The sequence below is a fragment of the Pseudomonas sp. KCJK9058 genome, from assembly GCF_046230975.1.
Classification (GTDB): Bacteria; Pseudomonadota; Gammaproteobacteria; order Pseudomonadales; family Pseudomonadaceae; genus Aquipseudomonas; species Aquipseudomonas alloputida.
Genome location: NZ_JBJJLR010000018.1, coordinates 40,457 through 63,624 on the forward strand (window position 1 = coordinate 40,457; position 23,168 = coordinate 63,624).

General features: G+C 63.2%; 19 protein-coding genes. 6 read left to right on the forward strand and 13 right to left on the reverse strand.

Going from position 1 to position 23,168, the window contains the following annotated elements:
- Nucleotides 1–13: 13 nt before the first annotated feature.
- From ACK59Z_RS12365 to ACK59Z_RS12400, 8 genes are all read right to left on the reverse strand, one after another.
- Complete coding sequence (locus ACK59Z_RS12365; protein ID WP_108191836.1) at nucleotides 14–2,800, reverse strand: dermonecrotic toxin domain-containing protein; 2,787 nt, start codon at nucleotides 2,798–2,800, stop codon at nucleotides 14–16.
- 67 nt (nucleotides 2,801–2,867) lie between these two features.
- The gene (locus ACK59Z_RS12370; protein ID WP_014860432.1) at nucleotides 2,868–3,053 is read right to left on the reverse strand and encodes a hypothetical protein; all 186 of its coding nucleotides are present in this window, start codon (nucleotides 3,051–3,053) and stop codon (nucleotides 2,868–2,870) included.
- On the reverse strand, nucleotides 3,050–4,162 hold the full coding sequence (locus ACK59Z_RS12375) for a PepSY-associated TM helix domain-containing protein (RefSeq protein ID WP_409293093.1): 1,113 nt from the start codon (nucleotides 4,160–4,162) through the stop codon (nucleotides 3,050–3,052). Before ACK59Z_RS12375 ends, ACK59Z_RS12370 begins: the two co-directional genes overlap by 4 nt.
- A gap of 56 nt (nucleotides 4,163–4,218) precedes the next feature.
- Nucleotides 4,219–6,651, reverse strand: a complete 2,433-nt coding sequence (locus tag ACK59Z_RS12380; RefSeq protein ID WP_003255632.1) for a TonB-dependent siderophore receptor — start codon at nucleotides 6,649–6,651, stop codon at nucleotides 4,219–4,221.
- A 518-nt stretch (nucleotides 6,652–7,169) separates the two neighbouring features.
- Complete coding sequence (locus tag ACK59Z_RS12385; RefSeq protein WP_108191834.1) at nucleotides 7,170–8,126, reverse strand: FecR domain-containing protein; 957 nt, start codon at nucleotides 8,124–8,126, stop codon at nucleotides 7,170–7,172.
- A complete protein-coding gene (locus ACK59Z_RS12390; RefSeq protein ID WP_003255629.1) occupies nucleotides 8,123–8,641 on the reverse strand; it encodes an RNA polymerase sigma factor in 519 nt (172 codons plus the stop codon). The genes ACK59Z_RS12385 and ACK59Z_RS12390 overlap by 4 nt, the downstream gene beginning before the upstream one ends.
- Nucleotides 8,642–8,844: 203 nt before the next feature.
- Complete coding sequence (locus ACK59Z_RS12395; RefSeq protein ID WP_011953275.1) at nucleotides 8,845–9,555, reverse strand: PolC-type DNA polymerase III; 711 nt, start codon at nucleotides 9,553–9,555, stop codon at nucleotides 8,845–8,847.
- Nucleotides 9,552–11,489, reverse strand: coding sequence for a putative nucleotidyltransferase substrate binding domain-containing protein (locus ACK59Z_RS12400; protein WP_108191833.1), 1,938 nt, complete (start codon nucleotides 11,487–11,489; stop codon nucleotides 9,552–9,554). Before ACK59Z_RS12400 ends, ACK59Z_RS12395 begins: the two co-directional genes overlap by 4 nt.
- A gap of 116 nt (nucleotides 11,490–11,605) precedes the next feature.
- Between ACK59Z_RS12400 and ACK59Z_RS12405 the strand changes: the two genes are divergently transcribed.
- Complete coding sequence (locus ACK59Z_RS12405) at nucleotides 11,606–12,151, forward strand: response regulator (protein ID WP_108191832.1); 546 nt, start codon at nucleotides 11,606–11,608, stop codon at nucleotides 12,149–12,151.
- A 44-nt stretch (nucleotides 12,152–12,195) separates the two neighbouring features.
- On the opposite strand, the gene ACK59Z_RS12410 is transcribed toward ACK59Z_RS12405, so the two are convergent.
- On the reverse strand, nucleotides 12,196–14,373 hold the full coding sequence (locus tag ACK59Z_RS12410) for a malate synthase G (protein WP_003255621.1): 2,178 nt from the start codon (nucleotides 14,371–14,373) through the stop codon (nucleotides 12,196–12,198).
- Nucleotides 14,374–14,822: 449 nt separating this feature from the next.
- Here ACK59Z_RS12410 and ACK59Z_RS12415 point away from each other — a divergent pair, with 449 nt between their 5' ends.
- A complete protein-coding gene (locus ACK59Z_RS12415; RefSeq protein WP_010951709.1) occupies nucleotides 14,823–15,341 on the forward strand; it encodes a glycine cleavage system protein R in 519 nt (172 codons plus the stop codon).
- 339 nt (nucleotides 15,342–15,680) lie between these two features.
- On the opposite strand, the gene rarD is transcribed toward ACK59Z_RS12415, so the two are convergent.
- The 4 genes from rarD to ACK59Z_RS12435 form a co-directional block, all read right to left on the reverse strand.
- Nucleotides 15,681–16,568 (reverse strand): EamA family transporter RarD, encoded by an 888-nt coding sequence (rarD, locus tag ACK59Z_RS12420; protein ID WP_003255619.1) that lies wholly within the window; start codon nucleotides 16,566–16,568, stop codon nucleotides 15,681–15,683.
- 64 nt (nucleotides 16,569–16,632) lie between these two features.
- Complete coding sequence (locus ACK59Z_RS12425; protein ID WP_003255617.1) at nucleotides 16,633–17,607, reverse strand: serine/threonine protein kinase; 975 nt, start codon at nucleotides 17,605–17,607, stop codon at nucleotides 16,633–16,635.
- Nucleotides 17,608–17,765: 158 nt separating this feature from the next.
- Entirely contained in the window at nucleotides 17,766–18,530 is a 765-nt protein-coding gene (locus ACK59Z_RS12430) for a TOBE domain-containing protein (RefSeq protein WP_108191830.1), read from the reverse strand.
- Nucleotides 18,531–18,579: 49 nt separating this feature from the next.
- Nucleotides 18,580–19,311: a ComF family protein gene (locus ACK59Z_RS12435; RefSeq protein WP_108191829.1), complete on the reverse strand. Its 732-nt coding sequence runs from the start codon at nucleotides 19,309–19,311 to the stop codon at nucleotides 18,580–18,582.
- An 89-nt stretch (nucleotides 19,312–19,400) separates the two neighbouring features.
- Here ACK59Z_RS12435 and bioB point away from each other — a divergent pair, with 89 nt between their 5' ends.
- Genes bioB through bioC form a run of 4 tightly spaced genes read left to right on the forward strand, consistent with a single transcriptional unit; the run spans nucleotide 19,401 to nucleotide 23,168 of the window.
- A complete protein-coding gene (bioB, locus tag ACK59Z_RS12440; RefSeq protein WP_003255611.1) occupies nucleotides 19,401–20,459 on the forward strand; it encodes a biotin synthase BioB in 1,059 nt (352 codons plus the stop codon).
- 1 nt (nucleotide 20,460) lies between these two features.
- Nucleotides 20,461–21,633: an 8-amino-7-oxononanoate synthase gene (bioF, locus tag ACK59Z_RS12445; RefSeq protein WP_108191828.1), complete on the forward strand. Its 1,173-nt coding sequence runs from the start codon at nucleotides 20,461–20,463 to the stop codon at nucleotides 21,631–21,633.
- Nucleotides 21,626–22,357 (forward strand): alpha/beta fold hydrolase, encoded by a 732-nt coding sequence (locus tag ACK59Z_RS12450; RefSeq protein WP_003255608.1) that lies wholly within the window; start codon nucleotides 21,626–21,628, stop codon nucleotides 22,355–22,357. The genes bioF and ACK59Z_RS12450 overlap by 8 nt, the downstream gene beginning before the upstream one ends.
- Nucleotides 22,350–23,168, forward strand: coding sequence for a malonyl-ACP O-methyltransferase BioC (gene bioC, locus ACK59Z_RS12455; protein ID WP_003255607.1), 819 nt, complete (start codon nucleotides 22,350–22,352; stop codon nucleotides 23,166–23,168). The genes ACK59Z_RS12450 and bioC overlap by 8 nt, the downstream gene beginning before the upstream one ends.

Sequence of the window (23,168 nt, forward strand, 5' to 3'; positions counted from 1 at the left end):
CCGGTTCCGGCTGTCAGTGGGCCGGCGGTGGTTGATCTGGCAATGTCAGCCAGTCACTGCTGCGCCCTGCCTGGCGAACGCGTATCAGCCACTGGCCGTTTTCGTGGCGCAGCACCGCCCACGGCACCACACCGGCGTTGCTGGCAACGGCAAGCTGCAAGTGGTAATGATCCGGCAGCAAGTGGCGGCGCACAGGCAACTTCCCGTCCTTGAGCGCCAGGTACAGCTGATCGTCAGCCTGAAAAAGCCCTTGTTCGGTGTTTACCGGCAGGCCGGCCACAGGCGCTTGCAGATAGCAGTCCTGCAGTAGTTGCGTCAGGTCGGGCAGCCCGTCGTACCAGAGCACCGGTGAGTCGATCACCCACTGCCCGTCGGCTTTGCGCTTGAGCGGTTGCTGCAGATAGGCATCTGGCTGGTCAGGGTCGATGGCTCGCCAGCGGTAGCCGTCGAAGCTGACCCGGTAATAGCGGTTGTCGTTGTCCTTGACGAAGTACAGCGATTGCCCACCAAACGCCGAGCTTTGCTCGTAGACACCTTCACCGTAGATACCGTCTATGCGATAGCGCAGGCTGCTGCTGCCCGGTTGTACCTGGAGGCGTGCGGGCAGCGGCAGTGGCGGTGGTTTGGGGATCCCGCGCAGGGATCGGCGTAGCACTCTGGAACCCAGAAAACTGGTTCCCGCATCGTTGATGTGGCTAAGCGCCTGATAGGCATGCCGTATCACCCCTTCGACATCCTCTTGCTTGAAAGCCTCGGCGCCGTCCCAGATATCGATTGCCATGCGGCCGATCGACAGCACCAGCAGCGCACGGTTCGGCAGCAGCAGGCTGATGAAGTCCAGTAAGCGCCAGCTCAGCGCCATGACCGACTCCACATTCACTTCCCTGGTCGTCATGCTTTCGGCATCGGCCTGAGCGATCAGCGCCCGGGCTTCGGCCATGTAGTAGACGAAGAACAGGTCGTCCTTGATCTCGGGTGTCGTCAAATGTGTGCTCATGCGACCCTTCTCCAGCAGCCGCTGCACCGTGGCGGCAGGCAGCAATGGCAGGCGCTGGGCTACGTATGCTCTCAACGTGGGCTGTTGGCGCAATGTGCGAAGCAGTTCGCGGGTCGTGCGAAAACGGCGCCAGGCCCTGCGGTCCGGGGCATCCGGGGTGTACAGCACGCATGCCGGAGACTTGTAGGGGAGGCTGTTGAGCAGAAGCACGCCCTGCAGGGTATGGCCCATGATGTTCAACTGCCGAACAGTGACCGGGTAGCCTGCTACTGGCGCACGCAAGGCATTGTGTGGTTGGTCCAGCACTGCGCGCACCCAGTTGTAGCCATGTTCGAAAGGGTCTTCGCCAAAGTGTCCGGCGTAGCGCGCCTTCACGGCTTCAGCGTGCATGCGTGCATGGTTGACCTTGCTGTGCGCAGTCAGGCGCCATTTGCCTGCTCTGGAACTGATCAGTTGGGTGTGCAGGTACTTTGCGTAGCTGTCACCCACGTTCAGTTCCCGGACCATGTGCTTGACATACTGCGGCGTGAGCCCGGCGGGCATGACTTTGCCGTGGGCATGGATCACCCGGGCAGTCAGCCAGTAGTCGGTATCGAACCACGGCAAGTTCTTGAGGGCGATCTCTTCGAGGGTGTTGATTTCCTCGACCATCTCCACCATCTCGTGGCCCACGCGTCGCATGCCTACATAGGTGACATAGGATGAGAGGGCGAAGGGATGCATGATGGCGCCCGTGCGGCGGGCGCGTACGACCACGATCTTGATCTCGCGAGGATCTGTGTCGTACCCCAGGTCATGGCTCAGGTGCTCGCGAAGGCGTGCGTTGGCCCAGGCCAGCAGGCTATTGCGTTGTTTGAAGTCGTTAAGGCTCAGCACTCCCGGGGCAGCAGCCTGCTCGGCGATTGCCACCAGCGTTTGCATGGCCTGCATCATATGGCTCAGGCCTTGCGCAGATGTATTGCGCAGCCAGTTGGGCAGATTCTTCTCAAGCAATTGAGAGTAGCGTGTTTGCAGGATGGGTTTGGCGCCGACTTCGGGCCATAGCGCCAGGGCTTTATGTATTCGGGTGTGCTGGTCGGGTGAGCCGTTGCTCCACAAGCCGGTGTCACTCAGGCGTTGGCGTTGGGCTTCTATCACACTGTCGATCTGGGCCTCCAGCAGGCTGTCGGCGTACCAGTCATAGCGCAGGCGCTGTGACCGGCGAGCGCGGTCCGCCTGCGTGTCAGTGTACAGATGCAGCAGCGGTCTGCTCTGGAGTGGGTCTTCCAGGCGTTCGCAAAGCTCCTGGTGCAGTGCGCCCAGGGAGTCGAAAGCCTCGATGCCTTGTGACAGGCTGCACAGCAAAGCAGCGCCTGCGGCATCCTGAGGCGTGAGCATAGGGCCTTCGGCGGTACCGGCAACGATGATCAGTGTGCCTGGCAGGTAGCTTCGCCAGTTGGGCCGTAGGCCTTCCAGCAGAACGCGGTAGACCTGTGGCCTTTTGGCCAGGGGCATATGCCTGCGCTGGGAGGGTAGTGGCTGTTGCAGGCAGGCCCATAGTTGATCGGCTGAGCGGTAGCCCAAGGTCTCGTCGCCCAGGCGCAGTTCAACCTCGGCCAACATCAGCGCCTTGCGCAGTGCCAGCAGCTTTTGTCTGGGGGTTTCGCCTTGCTCATCGGCCGTGGTCCAGAAGCTGGCCAGTTCGCCGTGCAGCCAGGTGCGCGTGTCGGGGTTGATGGGGTGTTGAAGGTCGAGGGTCGGAAGGCCGTCGAGCAAGTCACCGATTTGTCGGTCGATCTGTTCCAGTTGTTCGAGGGGGCGCATGGGGCGGTTCCTTGGTTGAGGAAAACCCCATGCTTGGCAATACCTGCGGTTGCGGGGTGGTAGCGGGCTAGCGCCCCCGACGCCAGAGCAGCCCGCGCAGGCTCAGCAGGGCCGGCAGGCCCAGGCCGGCCCATGCCAGAACGTCCCAGCCACCGTCGCCGAGCAGTGCGGCGAACAGGCCCAGGAAGCCAAGCAGGGCAATCAACGCTGGCCAGGCGAAGAGGCGTGCAGTGGGTTGCGACCTGTGGCTCATGCGCGTGCCTCCCTGGGTTTGCGCTGCTTGCCCCACCACAGGTAGAGGCCGCTGCCGAGCACGATGATTGTCAGCACGTCCAGTAACGCCCAGAGGATCTGCATCGGTCGCCCGCCGTAATCGCCGAAATGCAGTGGCTGCGACAGGCCCATGGCATCCATGTACCAGGGACGGTTGCCGACGGCAGTCACTTCAAGGGTGCGAGCATCGATCAGTACTGGCGTGAACAGGTGCGAACTCAGGTGGGTGGCACCGTTCATGAACACCGCATAGTGGTGCTCGCTGGAGAAACGCGTGCCAGGAAACGCGATGAAGTCCGGGCGCATGCCCGGCGCGGCCTGTTCGGCAATGTCCAGCAGGCGAGTGGCTGGGGCGCGCTCGACGAGCGGCGGGGCGTCGCGGTAGGGGGTAACCATCGCAGCCAGGCTGTCGTTGCGCCAGGCTGCGATGACCAGGTCGGACAGGGCACTGATTACCCCGGTCACGCTCACCGTCAATGCCCAGGCCAGGGTGACCACGCCGATCAGGTTGTGCAGGTCGAGCCAGCGCAGGCGGCGGGACTTCTTGTGGCGTACGGTGCCGAATTCCAGGCGGCGCATGAACGGCGCATAGAGCACGGTGCCGGAGACAATCGCGACAATGAACAATACGCCCATGAAGGCCAGCAGCAGCTTGCCCGGCAGGCCTGCGAACATGTCCACATGCAGGCGCAGCATCACCATCATGAAACCGCCGTTGGCGGCCGGCATGGCCACCGCCTCGCCGGTGCGTGCATCGAGCATGAAGGTGTGCGACAGGTTGGGGTCGGTGCCGGCGGTGGCGGCGGTAATGGCGACCACGCCGTTGGGCTCGTCTTCATCGTAGCCGAAGTACTGCATGACCTCGCCGGGGCGATGTTGTTCGGCCTTGAGCACCAGTTGCTGCAGGTCGAGGTGCGGGGTGCCTGCCGGCATTTCACGCAGTTCAGGGGCGTCGCCTAGCAGGTGTTCGAGTTCGTGGTGGAAGATCAGCGGCAGGCCGGTGACTGCCAGCAACAGCAGGAACAGGGTACAGACCAGGCTGCTCCAGGTGTGGATCAAGGACCAGCGGCGGATGGTGGGGCTCTTCATCACGGTACCGATTGTTGTCGGTTGGAACCCGGGGCCGCAAGGCGGCCCCAGCTCACTCAGAACTTGTAAGTGGCGCTGGCGACAACGCTGCGCTCATCGCCGTAGTAGCAGTAGTACGCATCACAAGTAGAGAGGTAGTCCTTGTTCAGCAGGTTGGTGGCGGTGACCGCGACCGACGCGCCCTTCAGGCTGCCGTTCAGGCGACCCAGGTCGTAATGCACCGACCCGTCGAAGACGGTGTAGGCCTTGGCCTTGCCCAGGTAGGTATTGCCTTGGTCGCCGTAGGTATTACCGGTGTAACGCGCGCCCAGGCCGATGCCGAAGCCGTCGAGTACGCCTGAGTGCCAGGTGTAGTCCCCCCAGATGGACGCTTGCTGGTTAGGCATCAGTTGCAGGCGGTTACCTTTGAAATCGCCATCCTGCACCTCGGACTTGGCCAGGGTGTAGGCGGCAATTACCTTCAGGTTGTCGGTCACATCGGAAACCGCTTCCAGCTCAAGGCCGCGGACTTTCACTTCACCGGTCTGGCTGGTGATGGTCACACCACCGACCGTGTTGGTGACCGAGACGTTTTTCTGAGTCAGGTCGTACACGGCTGCCGACAACAGGGTGTTGGACCCCGGCGGCTGATACTTCACGCCCAGCTCCCACTGTTTGCCTTCGGTGGGCTTGAACGAGTCCGAGGCTGACACACTGGCATTGCTGGACGGCTGGAACGACTCGGCATAGGACAGGTACGGCACGAAGCCCGAGTCGAACACGTAGCTGATGGCTGCGTTGCCGCTGAACTTCTTGTCCCGCTGGGTATTGGTGGCATCGCCCTGGTTGAAGAACTTGGTGCCGGTGTGCACCCAGTCTTCACGACCGCCCAGGGTCAGGCGCCAGTTACCAAGCGCCATCTGGTCCTGCACATACAGGCCGGTCTGACGGGTTTTCTGGTTGTAGTCGTAAAACGCGGTCGAGCGATCCGGGCGAGTGATCGGCAGCCCGTAGACCGGGTTGTTGACGTTGCTGTCCGGCACGGTGAAGTCGAAGATCGACAGGTAGTTGGTGTTGATGCGCTGGTGGTCCAGACCGATCAACAGCGTGTGGTTGATGTCCCCGGTAGCGAAGTCCGCCTGGAAGTTGTTGTCCACCGCGAACTGGCTGATGTCTTCATCGGTGTTGGTAGACATGCGGCTGACAGTGCCATCGTCTTTGACCGGGCCGCCGGGCTCGTAGTAACTGCCAGGGGTGATGGTCTGGAACGACAGGTCTGACTTGGTGTAGCGCAGGTTCTGGCGGAACTGCCAGACGTCGTTGATGCGGTGTTCGAAGGCGTAACCCAGCGCGTAGTAAGTACGGTCGTAGAACTCGTAATCCGGGTCACCCAGGTTCTTGTGGTGCGAGATCTTGCCGAACGGCATGTCGATCTTGGTGCCCTGGATGGGCCGGAATTGGCTGGTGGCACCGGTATCGTCACGGGTGAACTGGGTCAGGAAGGTCAGCGTCGTGTCTTCGTCAATGTTCCAGGTCAGGCTTGGGGCAATGTTGTAGCGCTTGTTGTCGATGTGGTCGATCTGGGTGCCACTGTCACGGATAACGCCACTGACGCCATAGAGAAAGCGACCTTCATCGTCGATCTTGCCGGTGCTGGCGAAGTTGATCTGGCGATGGTTGTCGCTGCCGTATTGAAGCTCGATTTCGTGAGCGCTTTCCGCTTGCGGACGGCGGCTGACCATGTCCAGCAGGCCGCCAGGTGGGGTCTGGCCGTAGATCGAAGAGGCCGGGCCGCGCAGCAGGGCGAGGCGGTCGAGGTTCCAGGTTTCGGCTTTCGGGTTGGCATACACCCCGCGTGGCAGCGGCAGCCCATCGAGGAATTGCGTTGGTTCGAAGCCGCGCACGCGCATCCAGTCATACCGCGTATCGCTGCCGAAGCTGGCGGAGACGATACCTGGCATATAGCGCACTGCATCATCCAGGCTGTGTACACCGCGGTCTTTCATTTGCTCGCGGGTGGCCACAGAGATGGAGCGGGGGACCTCCACAAGTGCCGTGTCAGTCTTGGTGCCAGCAGCAGTGCGCTTGGCCACGTAGCCCTCAACCGGGCCCCAGGCGCTTTCGCTGGCGCTGGTGGCATTCACGGTGGTTTCCGGCAAGGCCAGTGTGCCATCCGGCACGGCCACCAGGCTGTAGCTGCCCGCACTGCTCTGCTGCAACTGCAGGCCGGTACCGCTCAGGGCGGCTTGCAGGGCGCCCAGGCCGTCGTATTGGCCGCTTACCGGGGCCGAGGTGCGTCCGCTGACCAGTGCCGGGTCGATGGCCAAGGCAATGCCGGCCTGGCTGGCGATCTGGTTGAGGGTGGTGGCCAGTGGCGCGCTGGGCAGGTTGTAGGCGCGCGACATGGATTGCTCGGCGGCGAACAAGGCAGGGCTGGTCAGCGGGGCAGCCAGGCCGATGGCCAGGGCCATCAGGCTGGGGCGCAGAATATGATCAACGGCACGGGACATGCGGCGGTTCCTCGACGGGTAAGTGCTTGCTGCTTCCTTGCCGAGCGAGATCTGAAAAGTGACAGGGTGAATCTGAAAAATATTGAGAATTATTTAAAAGGTGGGTTGCCAGCACCGGCCTCTTCGCGGGTGAACCCGCTCCTACGACGACCGTGATGTGTGTCCACCACCGTGGTAGGAGCGGGTTTACCCGCGAATACGGTGGTGGCGGCAACGGTGAACGGCGGGTGGAAATTGGCCAGCAGGCCCGGCCTCTTCGCGGGTGAACCCGCTCCTACGACGACCGTGATGTGTGTCCACCACCGTGGTAGGAGCGGGTTTACCCGCGAATACGGTGGTGGCGGCAACGGTGAACGGCGGGTGGAAATTGGTCAGCAGGCCCGGCCTCTTCGCGGGTGAACCCGCTCCTACGACGACCGTGATGTGTGCCCACCACCGTGGTAGGAGCGGGTTTACCCGCGAATACGGTGGTGGCGGCAACGGTGAACGGCGGGTGGAAATTGGTCAGCAGGCCCGGCCTATTTGGACGTGACGTTCACCCACCACTGCGTATGCCGCTCGATCTTCACCGGCAACGCCGGCACCAGCGAGGCCAGCGCCAGGTCGGTGTTGGTCAGCGGGAAGCTGCCGGTCACACGCAGGTCGGCGACCTTGGCATCCACCCCGAGGTAGCCGCTGCGGTACTGGCCCAGTGTGGCGAGCAGGTCGCCCAGGCGTACGTTGTCGACCACCAGCATGCCGCGGGTCCAGGCATCGGCACCGGCAGGCACCGTGCCAACCTCGCCGAGGCCGTTGGCGTTCATCAACACCTGCTGGCCTTCGCGCAGCACCTGTTCGTCGCCGCTGTTATGCGGCATGGCGGCAACCGAGGCTTGCAGCACTTCCAGGCGCGTACCGCCGGCTTCGCGGCGCACCAGGAAGCGCGTGCCCAGTGGCCGCAAGCGACCGTCTTCAGTGCGTACCAGCAGCGGGCGCGAGTCCTGGTGGCCGGTTTCGACCGAGATTTCGCCTTGGTGCAGCACGATCACCCGTTGCGCGCCGGCGTAGTCGATGTCCACGGCGGTGTGGGTGTTCAGGCTCAGCAGTGTGCCGTCTTCCAGGCGCAAGGTACGCAACTCTCCCGTGGCGGTGCGCTGGTCAGCCAGCCAGTAGCTGGGTGCCAGCGACGGGGCGCCGCCCCATGCCAGCAGCGCGCCGAGCAGAAACGTGCCAGCCAGCCCGCCGCCAACCTTGCCAATGCGTCGCCGCAGGCTGGCGCGTGATTGCAGCAGCGCTTGGCGTGCCGGGCCAGCCGCCGCGCTAACGCGTTGGTCCATGGCGCCGAGCTGGCGCCAGGCACGTGCGTGCTCTTCGCTGGCGGCATGCCAGCGCATGAATTCATTGCGCTCATCAGGCGTGTTGCTGCTGTCGCCGAGGCTGAGTTTCCAGGCAATCGCGGCTTCCAGGACCCGGGACGAAACCGGGACGTTGCTCACGTCGGCTCCCCATACAGGGCTACATAGCACTGGCGCATCCCTTGGGCGATGTACTGGCGCACCCGCGACACCGAAACGCCAAGGCGCTCGGCAATCTCGGCATGGCCCATGCCGTCCAGGCGGCTGTGCAGAAACGCCGCGCGAGCCTTGCTCGACAGCTTGCCGAGCAGGCGGTCGATGGCTTTGAGGTCTTCAAGGATCAGGTGCTGCATTTCTGGCGAGGGCTGTTCGGCTTCAGGGATCAATGCCAGTTCGGCCAGGTAGGCTTGTTCCAGCGCGGTGCGACGGAAGTGGTCGAACATCAGCCCCTTGGCCACGGCGGCCAGAAACGCGCGGGGTTCGCGGGGTGTTTCCAGTTGCTCACGACCAAGCAGGCGCACGAAGGTGTCCTGGCTCAGGTCTTCGGCACGTTGGCGGCAGGCCATGCTGCGTTGCAGCCAGGCGAGCAGCCAGCCGCGGTGGTCGCGGTACAGCGCACCGACCAGATCGGCGTGTGGGCTTTGTGCAGAAGACAAGCAGCGTCCCCCCGGAACGAATGCATTAACTAACGATAATTATTCTCGATTGTTGCAGAGGGGAGGGGGTGGGTGCAATGGACGCTTATCGGATTGCCATCATGGGGCTTGGTTTGAGTTATGTGGCGCCGGTGGGATCGAGCTTGCTCGCGATGCGCCGCACGGGCGGCGCTCGATCTCACCGGCGCTGCAAATCCCACGCCCTACAAACCATGACTCTGCATCTTGCGCCGTCGCCACCCGCGCAACCGTTGCTCCAGCTGCAGCGGGCTGTCCAGCTGCTGGCGCCGGGCCTGGCTGAACAGGATCAGCGCCAGTTCTGCAGTCACCTGGGCATCGGCACTGGCATGATGGCGTTCTTCAACCTGCAAGCCAAACCGTGCCACCCAGTCATCCAGCCCGGCCTCGCGCAGTACCGTGTCTGGGTTGAGCATCGGTGCCAGTTCGGCAACGTCGAGGAACATCGACTGCAAGCGATGCCCAAGGGTCTCTTTCAGCGCACGGGCCAGCATGCGCTGGTCGAATGGCGCGTGAAACGCCAGCACCGGGCTGTTGCCAATGAAATCGAGTAAATCCAGCAAGGCCTCGGCCGGGTCGCAACCGGCGGCCAATGCGCTGGGGCCCAAGCCGTGGATCAGTACGCTGGCGTTGGTCTTCTGCAAAGGCCGGTGCAATGTGCGTTCGAACTGCTGGGCAAAGTCGATGGCACCGTCTTCGATGGCCACCGCCCCAATCGACAGTACCTGATCACGGTTGGGGTTGAGCCCGCTGGTTTCCAGGTCCAGCACCACCCAGCGCTGCTCACGCAGGGTACATACCCCCAGCGGCACGGGCTTGGGCAACCGGGCCAGGCGCTGGCGCTTGGCGTGGTCCAGCTCGGGCGCGCTGGGGCGCAGCCAGGCGAACAGGCTCATAGCTGATACCGCAAGGCCAGGCTGCTTTGCAGGCGCTGGGCCTGGCGCAGCGACTCGCGCAGGATGCGCCGGTCCAGGTGGTTGAGGCTGTCCGGGTCGACCCGGTTGGAGTAAGGCAGGTTGTCGCGTATCTGGCGCTGGTGCTGCTGCATGCGGGTTTGCTGGATGAAGTGGTAGGCCTCTTCATAGGCGGCGCCGTCCAACGGCTCGATCACGCCCTTGGCCACCAGTTGGCGTAGGCGCTCCAGGGTATTGCAGGCAGCTATGCCATTGGCCAGGGCCAGCAAACGGGCACCATCCACGAAGGGCGTCAGGCCCTGGACCTTGAGGTCGAGGGTCGCCGCCTTGTCGTTGCCCTGGCGTGTCAGCACGAACTCGCGCAACCGGCCCACCGGCGGGCGTTGGCGCAGGGCGTTGTCAGCCATCATGCGCTGGAAGATGCGGTTGTCGGCTACCTGTGCCAGCAGGCCTTGGCGCAGCTGCTCGCAGCCTTGCTCGTCGCCCCACACCACCCGCAGGTCGAAGTAGATGCTCGAGCCCAACAGGTTCTCCGGGCTGGCTTCGCGAACAAACCCGGCAAAGCGCCGCGCCCACTCGCTGCGCGACAGGCACAGTTCGGGGTTGCCGGCCATGACGTTACCCATGCACAGGGTGAAACCGCACTGGGCCAGGCATTGGTTGATGTATTGCGCCAGCGGCAGCAGGCGAGCGCGGATGGCGTCGGCCTCGGCGCTGTCGACCGCTTCGAAGAGGATGCCGTTGTCCTGGTCGGTGTGCAGGGTCTGCTCGCGTCGCCCTTCGCTGCCAAAGCACAGCCAGCTGAACGGCACGCCCGGGTCGCCACGTTCGGCCAGGGCCAGTTCGATGACCCGGCACACGGTATGGTCGTTGAGCAAAGTAATGATCTGGGTGATCTGCGTCGACGATGCGCCATGGGCCAGCATGCGTTCTACAAGCTGGCTGATTTCGCCGCGCAGTGAAACCAACGTATCCAGGCGTGGCGCATGGCGTATGGTGCGCGCCAGGTGAACCAGATCGACCCGTTGCAGGGAGAACAGGTCGCGCTCGGAAACCACGCCGCACAGGCGCCGGTTTTCCACCAGGCAGACATGGGCAATATGCCGCTCGGTCATGGCCATGGCGGCATCGAAGGCGCTGGCCTGGGGTGGGAGGTAGAACGGTTTGGCGGTCATGTGCCGGTCGATGGCGGCGCCCAGGTCGGCATCTACTGTCGCCACCACCTGGCGCAGGTCGCGCAAGGTGAAGATACCGATGGGGTAGCGCTGCGGGTCGACCACCACGATGCTGCCCACCTGTTGCTCGTGCATCAGCCGCACGGCTTCGCGCAGGGGCGTATGGGCGCTGCACACCACCGGGTGACGCATGGCCAGTTCACCCAGGGGGGTGTTCAGCGAGTATTGGGTGCCGAGGGTTTCCACAGCGCGCTGGCGTACTTGCTGATTGACCTGATCAAGCAGGCTGCTGACACCGCGCAGGGCAAAATCCCGAAACACTTCAGACATCGAGAACACGCGGATGAATGCGGCCTTGTTCAGTTGCAGGCAGAAGGTGTCTTCCCCAGCCAGGTGCTCGGTGCGGGTTGCCCGCTCACCCAGCAGGGCTGCCAGCGGGAAGCACTCCCCGCTGGTGATCTCGAACGTGGTTTCGACACCCGGTTTGGCCAGGTGCTGGCGCTCGCCAACCACGCGGCCCTGCTTGACGATGTAGAAGTGCTCGACCGGCCCGTCGGCAGGTTTGACGATGCTTTCACCGCAGGCGTAGAAGCGCAGCTGGCACTGCTCGACCAAGAAGGCCAGGTGGCTGTGCTCCATCTGATTGAACGGCGGAAAGCGCTGCAGGAACTGCAATGTGCCTTGGATGTTTTGCAGTACCGCTGTCTTGCCCGCCTGGCTGTAGGCGTCCTTTTTGCTCATGAAACTGACCGTATCGCTATGCCGAACTATATATATCTATATATAGGTACCGGCCATGTTGTTCTCTGCCTCCATGGTCGGCTTGCGGCGGGGTGGTGCCCATTGGACGTAAGTCTATGAGCGCCCTTGTCAAAGACCCGACGAAAGGCGAAACGGGTTACGCAAGTAATGCGGTCCTAATGCTGAAGCGGAATTATTTTGACGAGAAAAGCATGCCCGAGCACACCGACATCCTGAGCGACGCCGAGCGCGAGGCCTTGGCCGTGATAAACCAAAGTGCGCCTGTGGCAGCCAGACCGTTGGTGCTGGTGGTGGATGACAACGCGGTGAACCGTGAGGCGCTGATCCTGTACCTGAAAAGCCGGGGCATTGATGCGGTGGGGGCGGATGGGGCCGAGGAAGCCAGGTTGTACCTGCACTACCAGAAGCGTATCGGGTTGATGATTACCGATTTGCGCATGCAGCCTGAAAGTGGACTGGACTTGATCAGGACAATTCGCGCGTCGGAGCGGGCGGCGTTGTCGATCATTGTGGTGTCGGGTGACACCGATGTGGAAGAAGCAGTGGATGTGATGCACCTGGGGGTGGTGGACTTCCTGCTCAAGCCGGTGGATTTGGTCAAGCTGTTGGAGCTGGTGAGGAAAGAACTGAAAATGGGTTGATGCGCCGAGGGGGCCGCAAAACGGCCCCCTGGCGCAGATGTTACTTACAACCCGTTACGCGCCTTGAACTCGCGGCGACGGCGGTGCAGTACCGGTTCGGTATAACCGTTCGGTTGCTTGCCACCTTCCACTACCAGTTCTACAGCCGCCTGGAACGCCACGTTGTCGTCGAAGTTCGGCGCCATCGGGCGGTACAGGGCGTCGCCAGCGTTCTGCTGATCGACCACCACGGCCATGCGCTTGAGGCTTTCCAGCACCTGCTCCTGGCTGACCACGCCGTGGCGCAGCCAGTTGGCCAGCAGCTGGGCAGAGATGCGCAGGGTGGCACGGTCTTCCATCAGGCCGACGTTGTTGATGTCCGGCACCTTCGAGCAACCCACGCCCTGGTCGATCCAACGCACCACGTAGCCGAGAATGCCCTGGGCATTGTTGTCCAGCTCGTTGCGGATCTCTTCGGCCGACCAGTTGGTGTCGGCAGCCAGCGGAATGGCCAGAATGTCGTCCACCGACGCCGGGGTACGTGAAGCCAGTTCACGCTGACGCGCCTGTACGTCCACCTTGTGGTAGTGCAGGGCGTGCAGGGTGGCGGCAGTTGGCGACGGTACCCAGGCGGTGTTGGCACCGGCCAGCGGGTGGGCGATCTTCTGCTCGAGCATCGCGGCCATCAGGTCAGGCATGGCCCACATGCCTTTGCCGATCTGCGCACGGCCTTGCAGGCCGGTGGCCAGGCCAACGTCGACGTTGTTGTTTTCGTAGGCGCCGATCCACTTCTCGTTCTTCATGGCACCTTTGCGCACCACGGCGCCGGCTTCCATCGAGGTGTGGATTTCATCGCCAGTGCGGTCAAGGAAGCCGGTGTTGATGAACGCCACGCGCTCGGCGGCTGCCTTGATGCAGGATTTGAGGTTGACCGTGGTACGGCGTTCCTCGTCCATGATGCCGACCTTGACGGTGTTGCGCGGCATGCCCAGCAGGTCTTCGACCTGGCTGAAGATCTCGGCGGCGAAGGCCACTTCCTCAGGGCCGTGCATCTTCGGCTTGACGATGTACACGCTGCCGCTGCGGGTATTCTTGCGGCTGGTGTTGCCGTTGAGGTTGTGCAGGGCGATCAGGTTGGTGAACAGCCCATCCTGGATACCTTCGGGGATTTCGTTGCCTTGGGCATCGAGGATCGCCGGGTTGGTCATCAGGTGGCCAACGTTGCGCACGAACAGCAACGAACGACCGTGCAGGGTCACGCTGCCGCCGTTAGGCGCCGCGTACTCGCGGTCCGGGTTCATGGTGCGGGTGAAGGTTTTGCCACCCTTGCTCACGCTTTCGGCCAGGTCGCCTTTCATCAAGCCCAGCCAGTTGCGGTAGACGATGACTTTGTCGTCAGCGTCTACGGCTGCAACCGAGTCTTCGCAGTCCATGATGGTGGTCAGTGCCGACTCCATCAGGATGTCTTTGACGCCAGCGGCGTCGGTGCTGCCGACGGGGGTGCTGGCATCGACCTGGATTTCGAAGTGCAGGCCGTTGTGCTTGAGCAACACGGCAGTCGGCGCGGCGGCGTCGCCGTGGAAGCCGATCAGTTGCGCATCGTCGCGCAGGCCGCTGTTGCTGCCGCCTTTCAAGGCAACAACCAGCTTGCCGCCTTCGATACGGTAGCCCGTGGAGTCAACGTGCGAGCCGGCGGCCAGTGGCGCGGCTTCGTCGAGGAAGGCGCGGGCGAAGGCGATGACCTTGTCGCCGCGTACCTTGTTGTAACCCTGGCCTTTTTCGGCGCCGCCTTCATCGCTGATGGCGTCGGTGCCGTAAAGGGCGTCGTACAGCGAACCCCAGCGGGCGTTGGCGGCGTTCAGGGCGAAGCGGGCGTTCATCACCGGCACGACCAGTTGTGGGCCGGCCATGTGGGCGATTTCTTCGTCCACGTTCTGGGTGGTGGCCTGGAAATCGTCGGCTTGTGGCAGCAGGTAGCCGATTTCCTGGAGGAATGCTTTGTAGGCTGCGGCGTCGTGGGCCTGGCCTTTGCGTGCCTGGTGCCAGGCGTCGATCTTGGCTTGCAGCTCGTCGCGCTTGGCGAGCAGGGCTTTGTTCTTTGGAGCGAGGTCATTGATGATCTTCTCTGCACCCGCCCAGAACTGCTCGGCGACGATGCCGGTCCCGGGGATGGCTTCGTTGTTCACGAAGTCGTACAGGACCTTGGCGACCTGAAGGCCACCGACTTGAACGTATCCAGTCATTGCTTGCCTCACTCTGCTCAGCTATTTCGCTCTTCTGTATTAAGCCTGTAGCGCTTCTCTAAACACGGCACCAGTGCATGCTCCCGGTTTTGCTCGGGGGCGGCTGGGTGCGGCCTGCCAGACAGGCTGGCGGGCAGTGTGCGTATTTTCACAGGCGCCTTGGCAGACATCCAAACGACGTTTTGTAGTCCGCGCCACGGGATACTACATGAAGCAGTAGGCGGGGCAAAATCAGACTAAAAGCGCCGTTATGCGACCCGTTGGTCGCGTATGGTCACGCTGGGAGAGGGTATGTTCGCAAAAAACAGGTGGATTGTTCCAGATAAATCTTGAAACAGTACACGATTGGCTGTGCAGATTGCCCTGCGGCAGGTTGCCGCGCCTTGCCTATACTGACTCGATCCCCCGATTTTCTGCCGCCCGGCGCGGTCCGACACGAGGAAGGGCTTGTGGATCATCTTGTACTGACTGTAATTGCCCCTGACAAGGCCGGCCAGGTCGAACGTATTGCCCAGTGCATCGCCGACCACAGTGGTAACTGGCTGGAAAGCCGCATGTCGCGTATGGCCGGGCAGTTTGCTGGCATTCTGCGGGTGGCGGTGCCGGCAGAGAATTACGCCGAGCTTGTGGCCTCGCTGCAGGGGCTGGCCAGGTATGACATTCGCGTGCTGATTGCCGAGAGCGGGATCGAGCCGTCGTGCACCTGGAAGCCAATTGCCATGGAGCTGGTGGGTAACGACCGGCCGGGGATCGTGCGGGACATTACTCGCTTGCTGGCTGAGCTGCAGGTAAACGTCGAGCGGTTTTCCACAGAAGTGCGGCCGGCGCCGATGAGCAGTGAACCGTTGTTCCACGCCGACGCATTGCTGGCGTTGCCGTTGACCTTGCCGCTGGAAGAACTGCAGCAGCGGCTGGAGAGCCTGGCGGATGACTTGATGGTGGAGTTGAAGCTGCGGGCAGAGGATTGATCAGAGATTGCCGGGGCCGCTTTGCGGCCCAATCGCGACACAAGGCCGCTTCCCACATGGTCCTGCGTACACCGGACAAATGCGGGGCGGCCTTGTGTAGCGATGGGGTGCGAAGCGGCCACCTGCGGTTATCCCGATATCACGGGGAAGGCCCTGTGGATAACCTGGGGGTGTACCTCTCCAGCCCAGGTATCACGTGCCTTGTACGGTTTTGCTCAAAAAATGCCCAATTATCAGCAGCTTGTGCACAAAGCGCGGGGACGAGGGTGTGGATAACCTATGGAGATGTCTCTGCAGGCCAGGCGCTACATGGCCTGCAGAGTTTTGATCGTTTTCTGATCAGCTACGTTTGCGCAAGTTCAGCCATGCATCGACGCTGTAAATCGCCAAACCTGCCCAGATGAACATGAAGGCCGCCAGGGTGCTCGACGACAAATGCTCATCGAACAGCACTACAGCCTGCAACAGCACCAAGGTCGGTGCCAGGTACTGCAGGAAGCCCAGCGTGGTGTACGGCAAGTGCCGTGCGGCGGCGTTGAAGCATACCAGCGGCACCAGCGTCACCGGCCCGGCCGCCATCAGCCACAGCGCCTCGCTGCTGGTATAGAACGCGCCCTGGGCACTCATCGCGGCCGGGTGCAGCAGCAGCCAGCCAAGGGCCAGCGGCACCAGCATCCAGGTTTCCACCACCAGGCCGGGCAGTGCCGCCACCGGCGCCTGCTTACGGATCAGCCCATAGAAGCCAAAGCTCAACGCCAGCACCAGTGACACCCACGGCAGGCTGCCCACTTGCCACACCTGCTGCGCCACACCCACGGCAGCCATGCCCACCGCCAGCCATTGCAGGCGGCGCAGGCGCTCGCCAAGAATCAGCATGCCCAGCAGTACGTTGATCAGCGGGTTGATGTAATAGCCCAGGCTGGCCTCGAGCATACGGCCGTTGTTCACCGACCACACGTAGGTCAGCCAGTTACCGGCGATCAGTGCCCCGCTCAGTGCCAGGATGCCCAGCCGGCGCGGGTTGTTGCGCAGTTCCCGCCACCAGCCGGGGTGTTTCCACACCAGTAGCAGCAGCGAGCCGAACAGTGCTGACCAGAGCACCCGGTGGACAATGATTTCCACCGCCGGGACGCTCTGGATTGCCTTGAAGTAGAGGGGGAAAAGGCCCCAGATGATGTAGGCGCTCAAGCCCAGTATGTATCCGCGACGCGGGTTTGCGGCGTGCATGCAGAATCCTTGCTTAGGTTGCTAAATAAAGCGACGCCTATTGTAGACAGAGGCGGGCGTGCTTCTAGAACAATTTCAGCGGTGCTTCATCCAGCGCCGCCATCTGTTCGCGCAAGGCGAGAATCTGATCGCCCCAGTAGCGTGGCTGGCCAAACCAAGGGAAGCTGGGCGGGAACGCGGGGTCGTCCCAGCGCCTTGCCAGCCAAGCGCTATAGTGCAGCTGGCGCAGGGCGCGCAGGGGCTCGATCAGGGCCAGTTCGCGCGGGTCGAAGTCGTGGAACTCGTTGTAGCCGTCGATCAGCTCGGCCAGTTGCCCCAGGCGCTCCTCGCGGTTGCCGGCCAGCATCATCCACAGGTCTTGCACCGCTGGGCCCATGCGGCAGTCGTCGAGGTCGACCACGTGGTACACGTCGTCACGGTGCATCAGGTTGCCGGGGTGCAGGTCGCCGTGCAGGCGGATGAGCTGGTGTGGTGTGCGAGCGTAGATGTCCTCCACCCGCTTGAGCAGATCGCGGGCCACGGACTCGAACGCCGGCAGCAGTTCACGCGGGACAAAATTACCCTCCAGCAAGGTGTTCAGCGAGGCGTGGCCAAAGTTGTCCACAGCCAGTGCCTCGCGGTGCTTGAACGGCTTGCTGGCGCCCACGGCATGCAGGCGGCCAAGTAACTGGCCCAGGCGATACAACTGGTCGAGGTTGCCAGGCTCGGGGGCGTGGCCGCCGCGACGGGGGAACAGCGTGAAGCGGAAGCCCTTGTGTTCGAACAAGGTGCGGTCATCGTGCTGCAGGGGCGCAACCACCGGGACTTCACAGTCGGCGAGTTCGGCCGTGAAGGCGTGTTCTTCGAGGATGGCTGCATCGCTCCAGCGGCCTGGGCGGTAGAACTTGGCAATCAGCGGCTGCGCGTCTTCGATGCCCACCTGGTACACGCGGTTCTCGTAGCTGTTCAGCGCCAGCACCCGCGCATCGCTGAGAAAGCCCAGGCTTTCCACTGCGTCCAGGACCAGGTCGGGGGTGAGGGTGTCGAAGGGGTGGGACATGGTGGCTCCGGAGGGTAAGCGGCGTGGGGACATGGTACCGCTTTATACCGGTGCCGGCCCCTTCGCGGGCGTGCCCGCACATTACGGCCCAGATGCATCGGGTGGTGCGGTCCCTGTGGGAGCGGGCAAGCCCGCGAACCGCGCACCGCGCGGCCAGACTATGCGGGAACCCCGATCAACACATAAGACGGGTGAAACTGCACCCGCACCACACTGCCATCCACGACCTGCTGGGCAGCCAACCAGTGCGCATCAGCCATTGCACACAGGGTCTGCCCGTTGCCTAACGCCAGCCTGACTTCACTGGGCCCATCGACCTCTGCCAGCACTTCCTCCACCTTCGTGCAAAGGCAATTGCTCCCCGCTTCGGCCTCTTCCCCCTCCGCCAACAAGCGCACCCACCCGGCCTTGAGCAGCGCCACCACCGTTGTTCCCACTGTCAGCTCCAGGCGCGCAGTGCTGTCGTGGGTGATCAGCGCATCGATCTCCAGCCCGCCGCTCAATGCCAGGCTGACGCGGTCATACCGGCCTTCACGGCGCAGGCCGCTGACCTGGCCCTGCAACTGGTTGCGCGCACTGGTGCGCAGCATCAGGCGCCCGAGCAGGTCGAGGTCGCTGGATTCTTCGGCGGCTTCAAGGATTTGTGCCTGCAGGGCCTGCAGCCGTTGGTACAGGCGCAACACCCGCTCGCCTTCCGGCGACAAGTGCGCACCGCCACCGCCGCGGCCACCGGTGCTGCGCTTGACCAAGGGCTGGCTGGCCAGGTTGTTGAGCTCGTCGATGGCATCCCAGGCCGCCTTGTAGCTGATACCTGCGGCCTTGGCGGCGCGGGTGATCGAGCCTTGTTCGGCAATGTGCTGCAGCAGCGCGATGCGCTGTGGGCGGCGGGCGATGTGCTGGGTGAGAAGGGCGGGTAGGGACATGGGTATTCCGTATACAAGGGTGCTTTACAAAGGGGCAGGTCGCGCCTGGTCATACATACCCCGGTTTGGGCGTACGTGCCAGGCAATACACATCCACCCGCCGCGCACCTGCCTTGCGCAGTACCTGGGCGATAGCCTGCGCAGTGGCACCGGTGGTCAACACATCATCGACGATGGCGACATGCTTGCCTTCCAGTGTGCCCATGACCGCGAACGCCTGGCGCAAATTGCGCTGCCGTGCCTTGGCGCCCAGATGTTGCTGTGCCGGTGTCTCGCGTGTGCGGACCAGCAAACGCTCGTTGCAGGTTACCCCGACGTGCGACGACAACCACCGCCCAAGCATCCCCGCCTGATTGAACCCCCGCTCGCGTAGTCGACGCCTGGCCAAAGGCACAGGCAACAGCAGGTCAGGGCGAGGCAACCCTTCGGCATAGCGATACAGCAGCCCCTGCCCCAGCAGCTCAGCCATCAGGCGCCCCAAAGGCCATTGGCGATTGTGCTTGAAACGGCTGATCAACGTGTCCACCGGAAAACCGAAATGCCACAGGGCAATGACCTGATCGAAGGCCGGCAAGCAGCGGCCACACGGGGCGCAGGTCAAGCCGGCCATGGGCAAGGGCAGGGCGCAATGCCGGCACTGATCACCCAGCCAGGGCAGCGCCTGTTCGCAGGTGACGCACAACGGGTAAGGCTGCTCGGCAGGCTCATCGCATAACAAGCACTTCTGATTAATAAGTGAGCACTTGTAAACCAGTCGCTTCAAGTGCAGTTGACAGTTCATAGGCCTTCCATGACTATGCGAGCTATCCGTGATGCGCTGGCGGGCTTTCCTGTCCCGGCGCCAGCTACAGCCTAAACAAGGAAACGCCGATGAGCGCCAGCACAACTGCAACAACACGTCACGATTGGGCCCTGGCCGAGGTCAAGGCGCTGTTCCAGCAACCGTTCAATGATTTGCTGTTCCAGGCGCAGACCGTGCACCGCGCGCACTTCGACCCCAACCGCGTGCAGGTTTCGACCTTGCTGTCGATCAAGACCGGCGCCTGCCCGGAAGATTGCAAATATTGTCCGCAGTCCGGCCACTACAACACCGGGCTGGAGAAACAGAAGCTGATGGAAGTGCAGAAGGTGCTGGAAGAAGCTGCCCGCGCCAAAGCCATCGGTTCTACCCGTTTCTGCATGGGGGCGGCGTGGAAGCACCCGTCGGCCAAAGACATGCCCTACGTGCTGGAGATGGTCAAAGGCGTCAAGGCCATGGGCCTGGAAACCTGCATGACCCTCGGCAAACTCGATCAGGAGCAAACCAAGGCCCTGGCCCACGCGGGTCTGGACTACTACAACCACAACCTCGACACCTCACCGGAGTTCTACGGCAGCATCATCACCACACGTACCTACAGCGAGCGCCTGCAGACCCTGGCCTACGTGCGCGATGCCGGGATGAAAATCTGCTCTGGTGGCATTCTGGGCATGGGTGAATCGCTGGATGACCGCGCCGGCCTGCTGATCCAGCTGGCCAACCTGCCGGAACACCCGGAGTCGGTGCCGATCAACATGCTGGTCAAGGTGGCCGGCACGCCGCTGGCTGAGGAAGAGGACGTCGACCCGTTCGACTTTATCCGTATGCTGGCCGTGGCCCGTATCCTCATGCCCAAGTCTCACGTGCGCCTGTCCGCCGGCCGCGAGCAGATGAACGAGCAGATGCAGGCCCTGGCCTTCATGGCGGGCGCCAACTCGATCTTCTACGGCGAAAAGCTGCTGACCACTGCCAACCCCCAGGCCGACAAGGACATGCAGCTGTTCGCACGCCTGGGCATCAAGCCCGAAGCGCGTGAAGAGCACGCCGACGAAGTGCACCAGGCAGCCATCGAGCAAGCGCTGGTCGAGCAGCGCAGCAGCGAGATGTTCTACGACGCCGCGACAGCCTGATATGGCTTTCGACCTGGCAGCGCGCCTGGCCGAACGGCGCGCCGCAGACCTGTATCGGCACCGGCCATTGCTGGAAAGCCCGCAAGGGCCGGAAGTCGTGGTCGACGGCCAGCGGTTGCTGGCCTTCTGCAGCAATGACTACCTGGGCCTGGCCAACCACCCCGAGGTGATCGCCGCCTGGCAGGCCGGCGCCGAGCGCTGGGGTGTGGGGGGTGGTGCCTCGCACCTGGTGGTTGGCCACAGCACTCCGCACCATCAGGTTGAAGAGGCACTGGCTGAACTTACCGGCCGCCCGCGCGCACTGTTGTTCTCCACCGGTTATATGGCCAATCTGGGCGCCATCACCGCGCTGGTGGGGCAGGGCGACACGGTACTGCAAGACCGCCTCAACCATGCCTCGCTGCTGGATGGCGGGCTGTTCAGTGGTGCCCGCTTCAACCGCTACCTGCATAACGACCCGGCCAGCCTGGCCAGCCGCCTGGACAAGGCAGTCGGCAATACCCTGGTGGTGACCGATGGCGTATTCAGCATGGACGGTGACCTCGCCGATCTGCCGGCGCTGGCTGATGTCGCCCGTGCCCGCGGAGCCTGGCTGATGGTTGACGATGCCCATGGCCTGGGTACCTTGGGCGCACAGGGCGGCGGCATCGTCGAGCACTTTGGCCTGGGCGTGGATGACGTACCGGTGCTGATCGGCACGCTGGGCAAGGCTTGCGGCACTGCGGGCGCCTTTGTTGCTGGCAGCGAAGCGCTGATCGAGGCGTTGGTACAGTTCGCCCGCCCCTATATCTACACCACCAGCCAGCCACCGGCGCTGGCCTGCGCCACACTCAAGAGCCTGGAGCTGCTGCGCCGCGAAACCTGGCGTCGTGAGCACCTGGCAGCCTTGATTCGCCAGTTCCGAGAAGGCGCGCAGCAGCTGGGGCTGCAGTTGATGGACAGCCCGACGCCGATCCAGCCCATCGTGATCGGCGACAGTGCGCAGGCGTTGCGCCTGTCACGCCTGCTGCGTGAGCGCGGCTTGCTGGTGACGGCCATCCGCCCACCCACCGTGCCGGCTGGCAGCGCACGCCTGCGGGTAACCCTGAGCGCCGCACACAGCGAGGCGCAGGTGCAGCTATTGTTGAATGCATTGGCCGAGTGTTATCCACAGTTGGAGAACGCCGATGCGTAATCGACTTGTTCTATTGCCCGGCTGGGGCTTGGGAACTGCTGCGCTGGAGCCGCTGGCCGCTAGCCTGCGTGCTCAGGACGCCCGCCTGCAGGTAGAGCTGATGCCCCTGCCAGAACTGGCCCACAGCGATGTGCAGGCCTGGATCGACCATCTGGACCGCAAGCTGCCCAGCAATGTCTGGCTGGGTGGCTGGTCACTGGGTGGCATGTTGGCCAGCGCGCTGGCGCACAAGCGTGGCGACCACTGCTGCGGGCTGCTGACCTTGGCCAGCAACCCCAGCTTCCTGGCCCGGCCAGATTGGCCCCATGGCATGGCCGAAGACACCTTCGGCACCTTCCTCGACGGCTGCCGCAACCATACCCAGGTTACCCTCAAGCGCTTCCGTACCTTGTGCAGCGACGGCGCCCTGCAGCCGCGCACCTTGTTGCGTCAGCTGGGTGTCGGCGTGCCGGATACCGACCCGTTGTACCTGGCCACTGGCCTTGAAGTGCTGGCCAAGCTGGACACCCGTGAAGCCTTGCAGGCCTATGGTGGCCCGCAACTGCACCTGTTCGCCGGCAGCGATGCGCTAGTGCCGGCAGAGGCGGCAAAGGCGTTGAGCGAGCTGTTGCCCGATGTAGAAGTGGGCCTGGTCGAAGACAGTTCCCACGCGTTCCTGCTGGAGTATCCGCAGGAGCTGGCGGCGGGCATCAAGAGTTTTCTGCATGAGAGTGGCGATGACTGACCTTTCCCGTCCGACCCTGCCCGGCGCATTGCCCGACAAGCGCCAGGTGGCGGCCTCGTTCTCCCGCGCCGCGGCCAGTTACGACAGCGTGGCGGCCCTTCAGCGCGCTGTAGGCCTGAGCCTGCTGGAGCTGTTGCCGGCAGGCCTGCAGCCGTCACACTGGCTGGACCTGGGCAGTGGCACCGGCCATTTCAGCCGCATGCTGGCCGAGCGTTTCGTCCAGGCCAGCGGCGTGGCGGTGGATATTGCCGAAGGCATGTTGCTTCATGCCCGTCATGTAAAGGGTGGGGCGCAGTATCACGTGGTTGGCGACGCCGAGCGTCTGCCGCTGCGCGATGGCAGCGTCGACCTGGTGTTTTCCAGCCTGGCGGTGCAGTGGTGCGATCAGTTCACCAGTGTGCTGGACGAGGCGCAGCGGGTGCTGCGCCCAGGCGGTGTACTGGCCTTCAGCAGCCTGTGCGTGGGCACCCTTGATGAACTGCGCGCCAGTTGGCAGGCGGTGGATGGCCTGGTGCATGTAAACCGCTTCCGCCGTTTCGAAGACTATCAGCGCCTGTGCGCAGCCAGCGGTTTTGAACAGCTTGAGCTGGAGCGGTGCCCGCATGTGCTGCACTACCCGGATGTGCGCAGCCTGACCCACGAACTGAAGGCGTTGGGGGCGCACAATCTGAACCCTGGGCGACCTTCCGGCCTCACCGGCCGGGCGCGAATGCAGGGCCTGTTGCAGGCCTATGAGGCATTTCGCCAACCCGCGGGGCTGCCAGCCACCTATCAAGTGGTCTATGGTGTGTTGCGCAAGCCACTGGCGTAA

Bases quoted from the DNA above. Each gene is read 5' to 3' on its own strand.
- ACK59Z_RS12365 (WP_108191836.1), bottom strand. From the start codon at position 2,800: ATGCGCCCCCTCGAACAACTGGAACAGATCGACCGACAAATCGGTGAC.
- ACK59Z_RS12370 (WP_014860432.1), bottom strand. From the start codon at position 3,053: ATGAGCCACAGGTCGCAACCCACTGCACGCCTCTTCGCCTGGCCAGCG.
- ACK59Z_RS12375 (WP_409293093.1), bottom strand. From the start codon at position 4,162: ATGAAGAGCCCCACCATCCGCCGCTGGTCCTTGATCCACACCTGGAGC.
- ACK59Z_RS12380 (WP_003255632.1), bottom strand. From the start codon at position 6,651: ATGTCCCGTGCCGTTGATCATATTCTGCGCCCCAGCCTGATGGCCCTG.
- ACK59Z_RS12395 (WP_011953275.1), bottom strand. From the start codon at position 9,555: ATGAGCCTGTTCGCCTGGCTGCGCCCCAGCGCGCCCGAGCTGGACCAC.
- ACK59Z_RS12400 (WP_108191833.1), bottom strand. From the start codon at position 11,489: ATGAGCAAAAAGGACGCCTACAGCCAGGCGGGCAAGACAGCGGTACTG.
- ACK59Z_RS12405 (WP_108191832.1), top strand. From the start codon at position 11,606: ATGAGCGCCCTTGTCAAAGACCCGACGAAAGGCGAAACGGGTTACGCA.
- ACK59Z_RS12410 (WP_003255621.1), bottom strand. From the start codon at position 14,373: ATGACTGGATACGTTCAAGTCGGTGGCCTTCAGGTCGCCAAGGTCCTG.
- rarD (WP_003255619.1), bottom strand. From the start codon at position 16,568: ATGCACGCCGCAAACCCGCGTCGCGGATACATACTGGGCTTGAGCGCC.
- ACK59Z_RS12425 (WP_003255617.1), bottom strand. From the start codon at position 17,607: ATGTCCCACCCCTTCGACACCCTCACCCCCGACCTGGTCCTGGACGCA.
- ACK59Z_RS12430 (WP_108191830.1), bottom strand. From the start codon at position 18,530: ATGTCCCTACCCGCCCTTCTCACCCAGCACATCGCCCGCCGCCCACAG.
- ACK59Z_RS12435 (WP_108191829.1), bottom strand. From the start codon at position 19,311: ATGAACTGTCAACTGCACTTGAAGCGACTGGTTTACAAGTGCTCACTT.
- bioB (WP_003255611.1), top strand. From the start codon at position 19,401: ATGAGCGCCAGCACAACTGCAACAACACGTCACGATTGGGCCCTGGCC.
- bioF (WP_108191828.1), top strand. From the start codon at position 20,461: ATGGCTTTCGACCTGGCAGCGCGCCTGGCCGAACGGCGCGCCGCAGAC.
- ACK59Z_RS12450 (WP_003255608.1), top strand. From the start codon at position 21,626: ATGCGTAATCGACTTGTTCTATTGCCCGGCTGGGGCTTGGGAACTGCT.
- bioC (WP_003255607.1), top strand. From the start codon at position 22,350: ATGACTGACCTTTCCCGTCCGACCCTGCCCGGCGCATTGCCCGACAAG.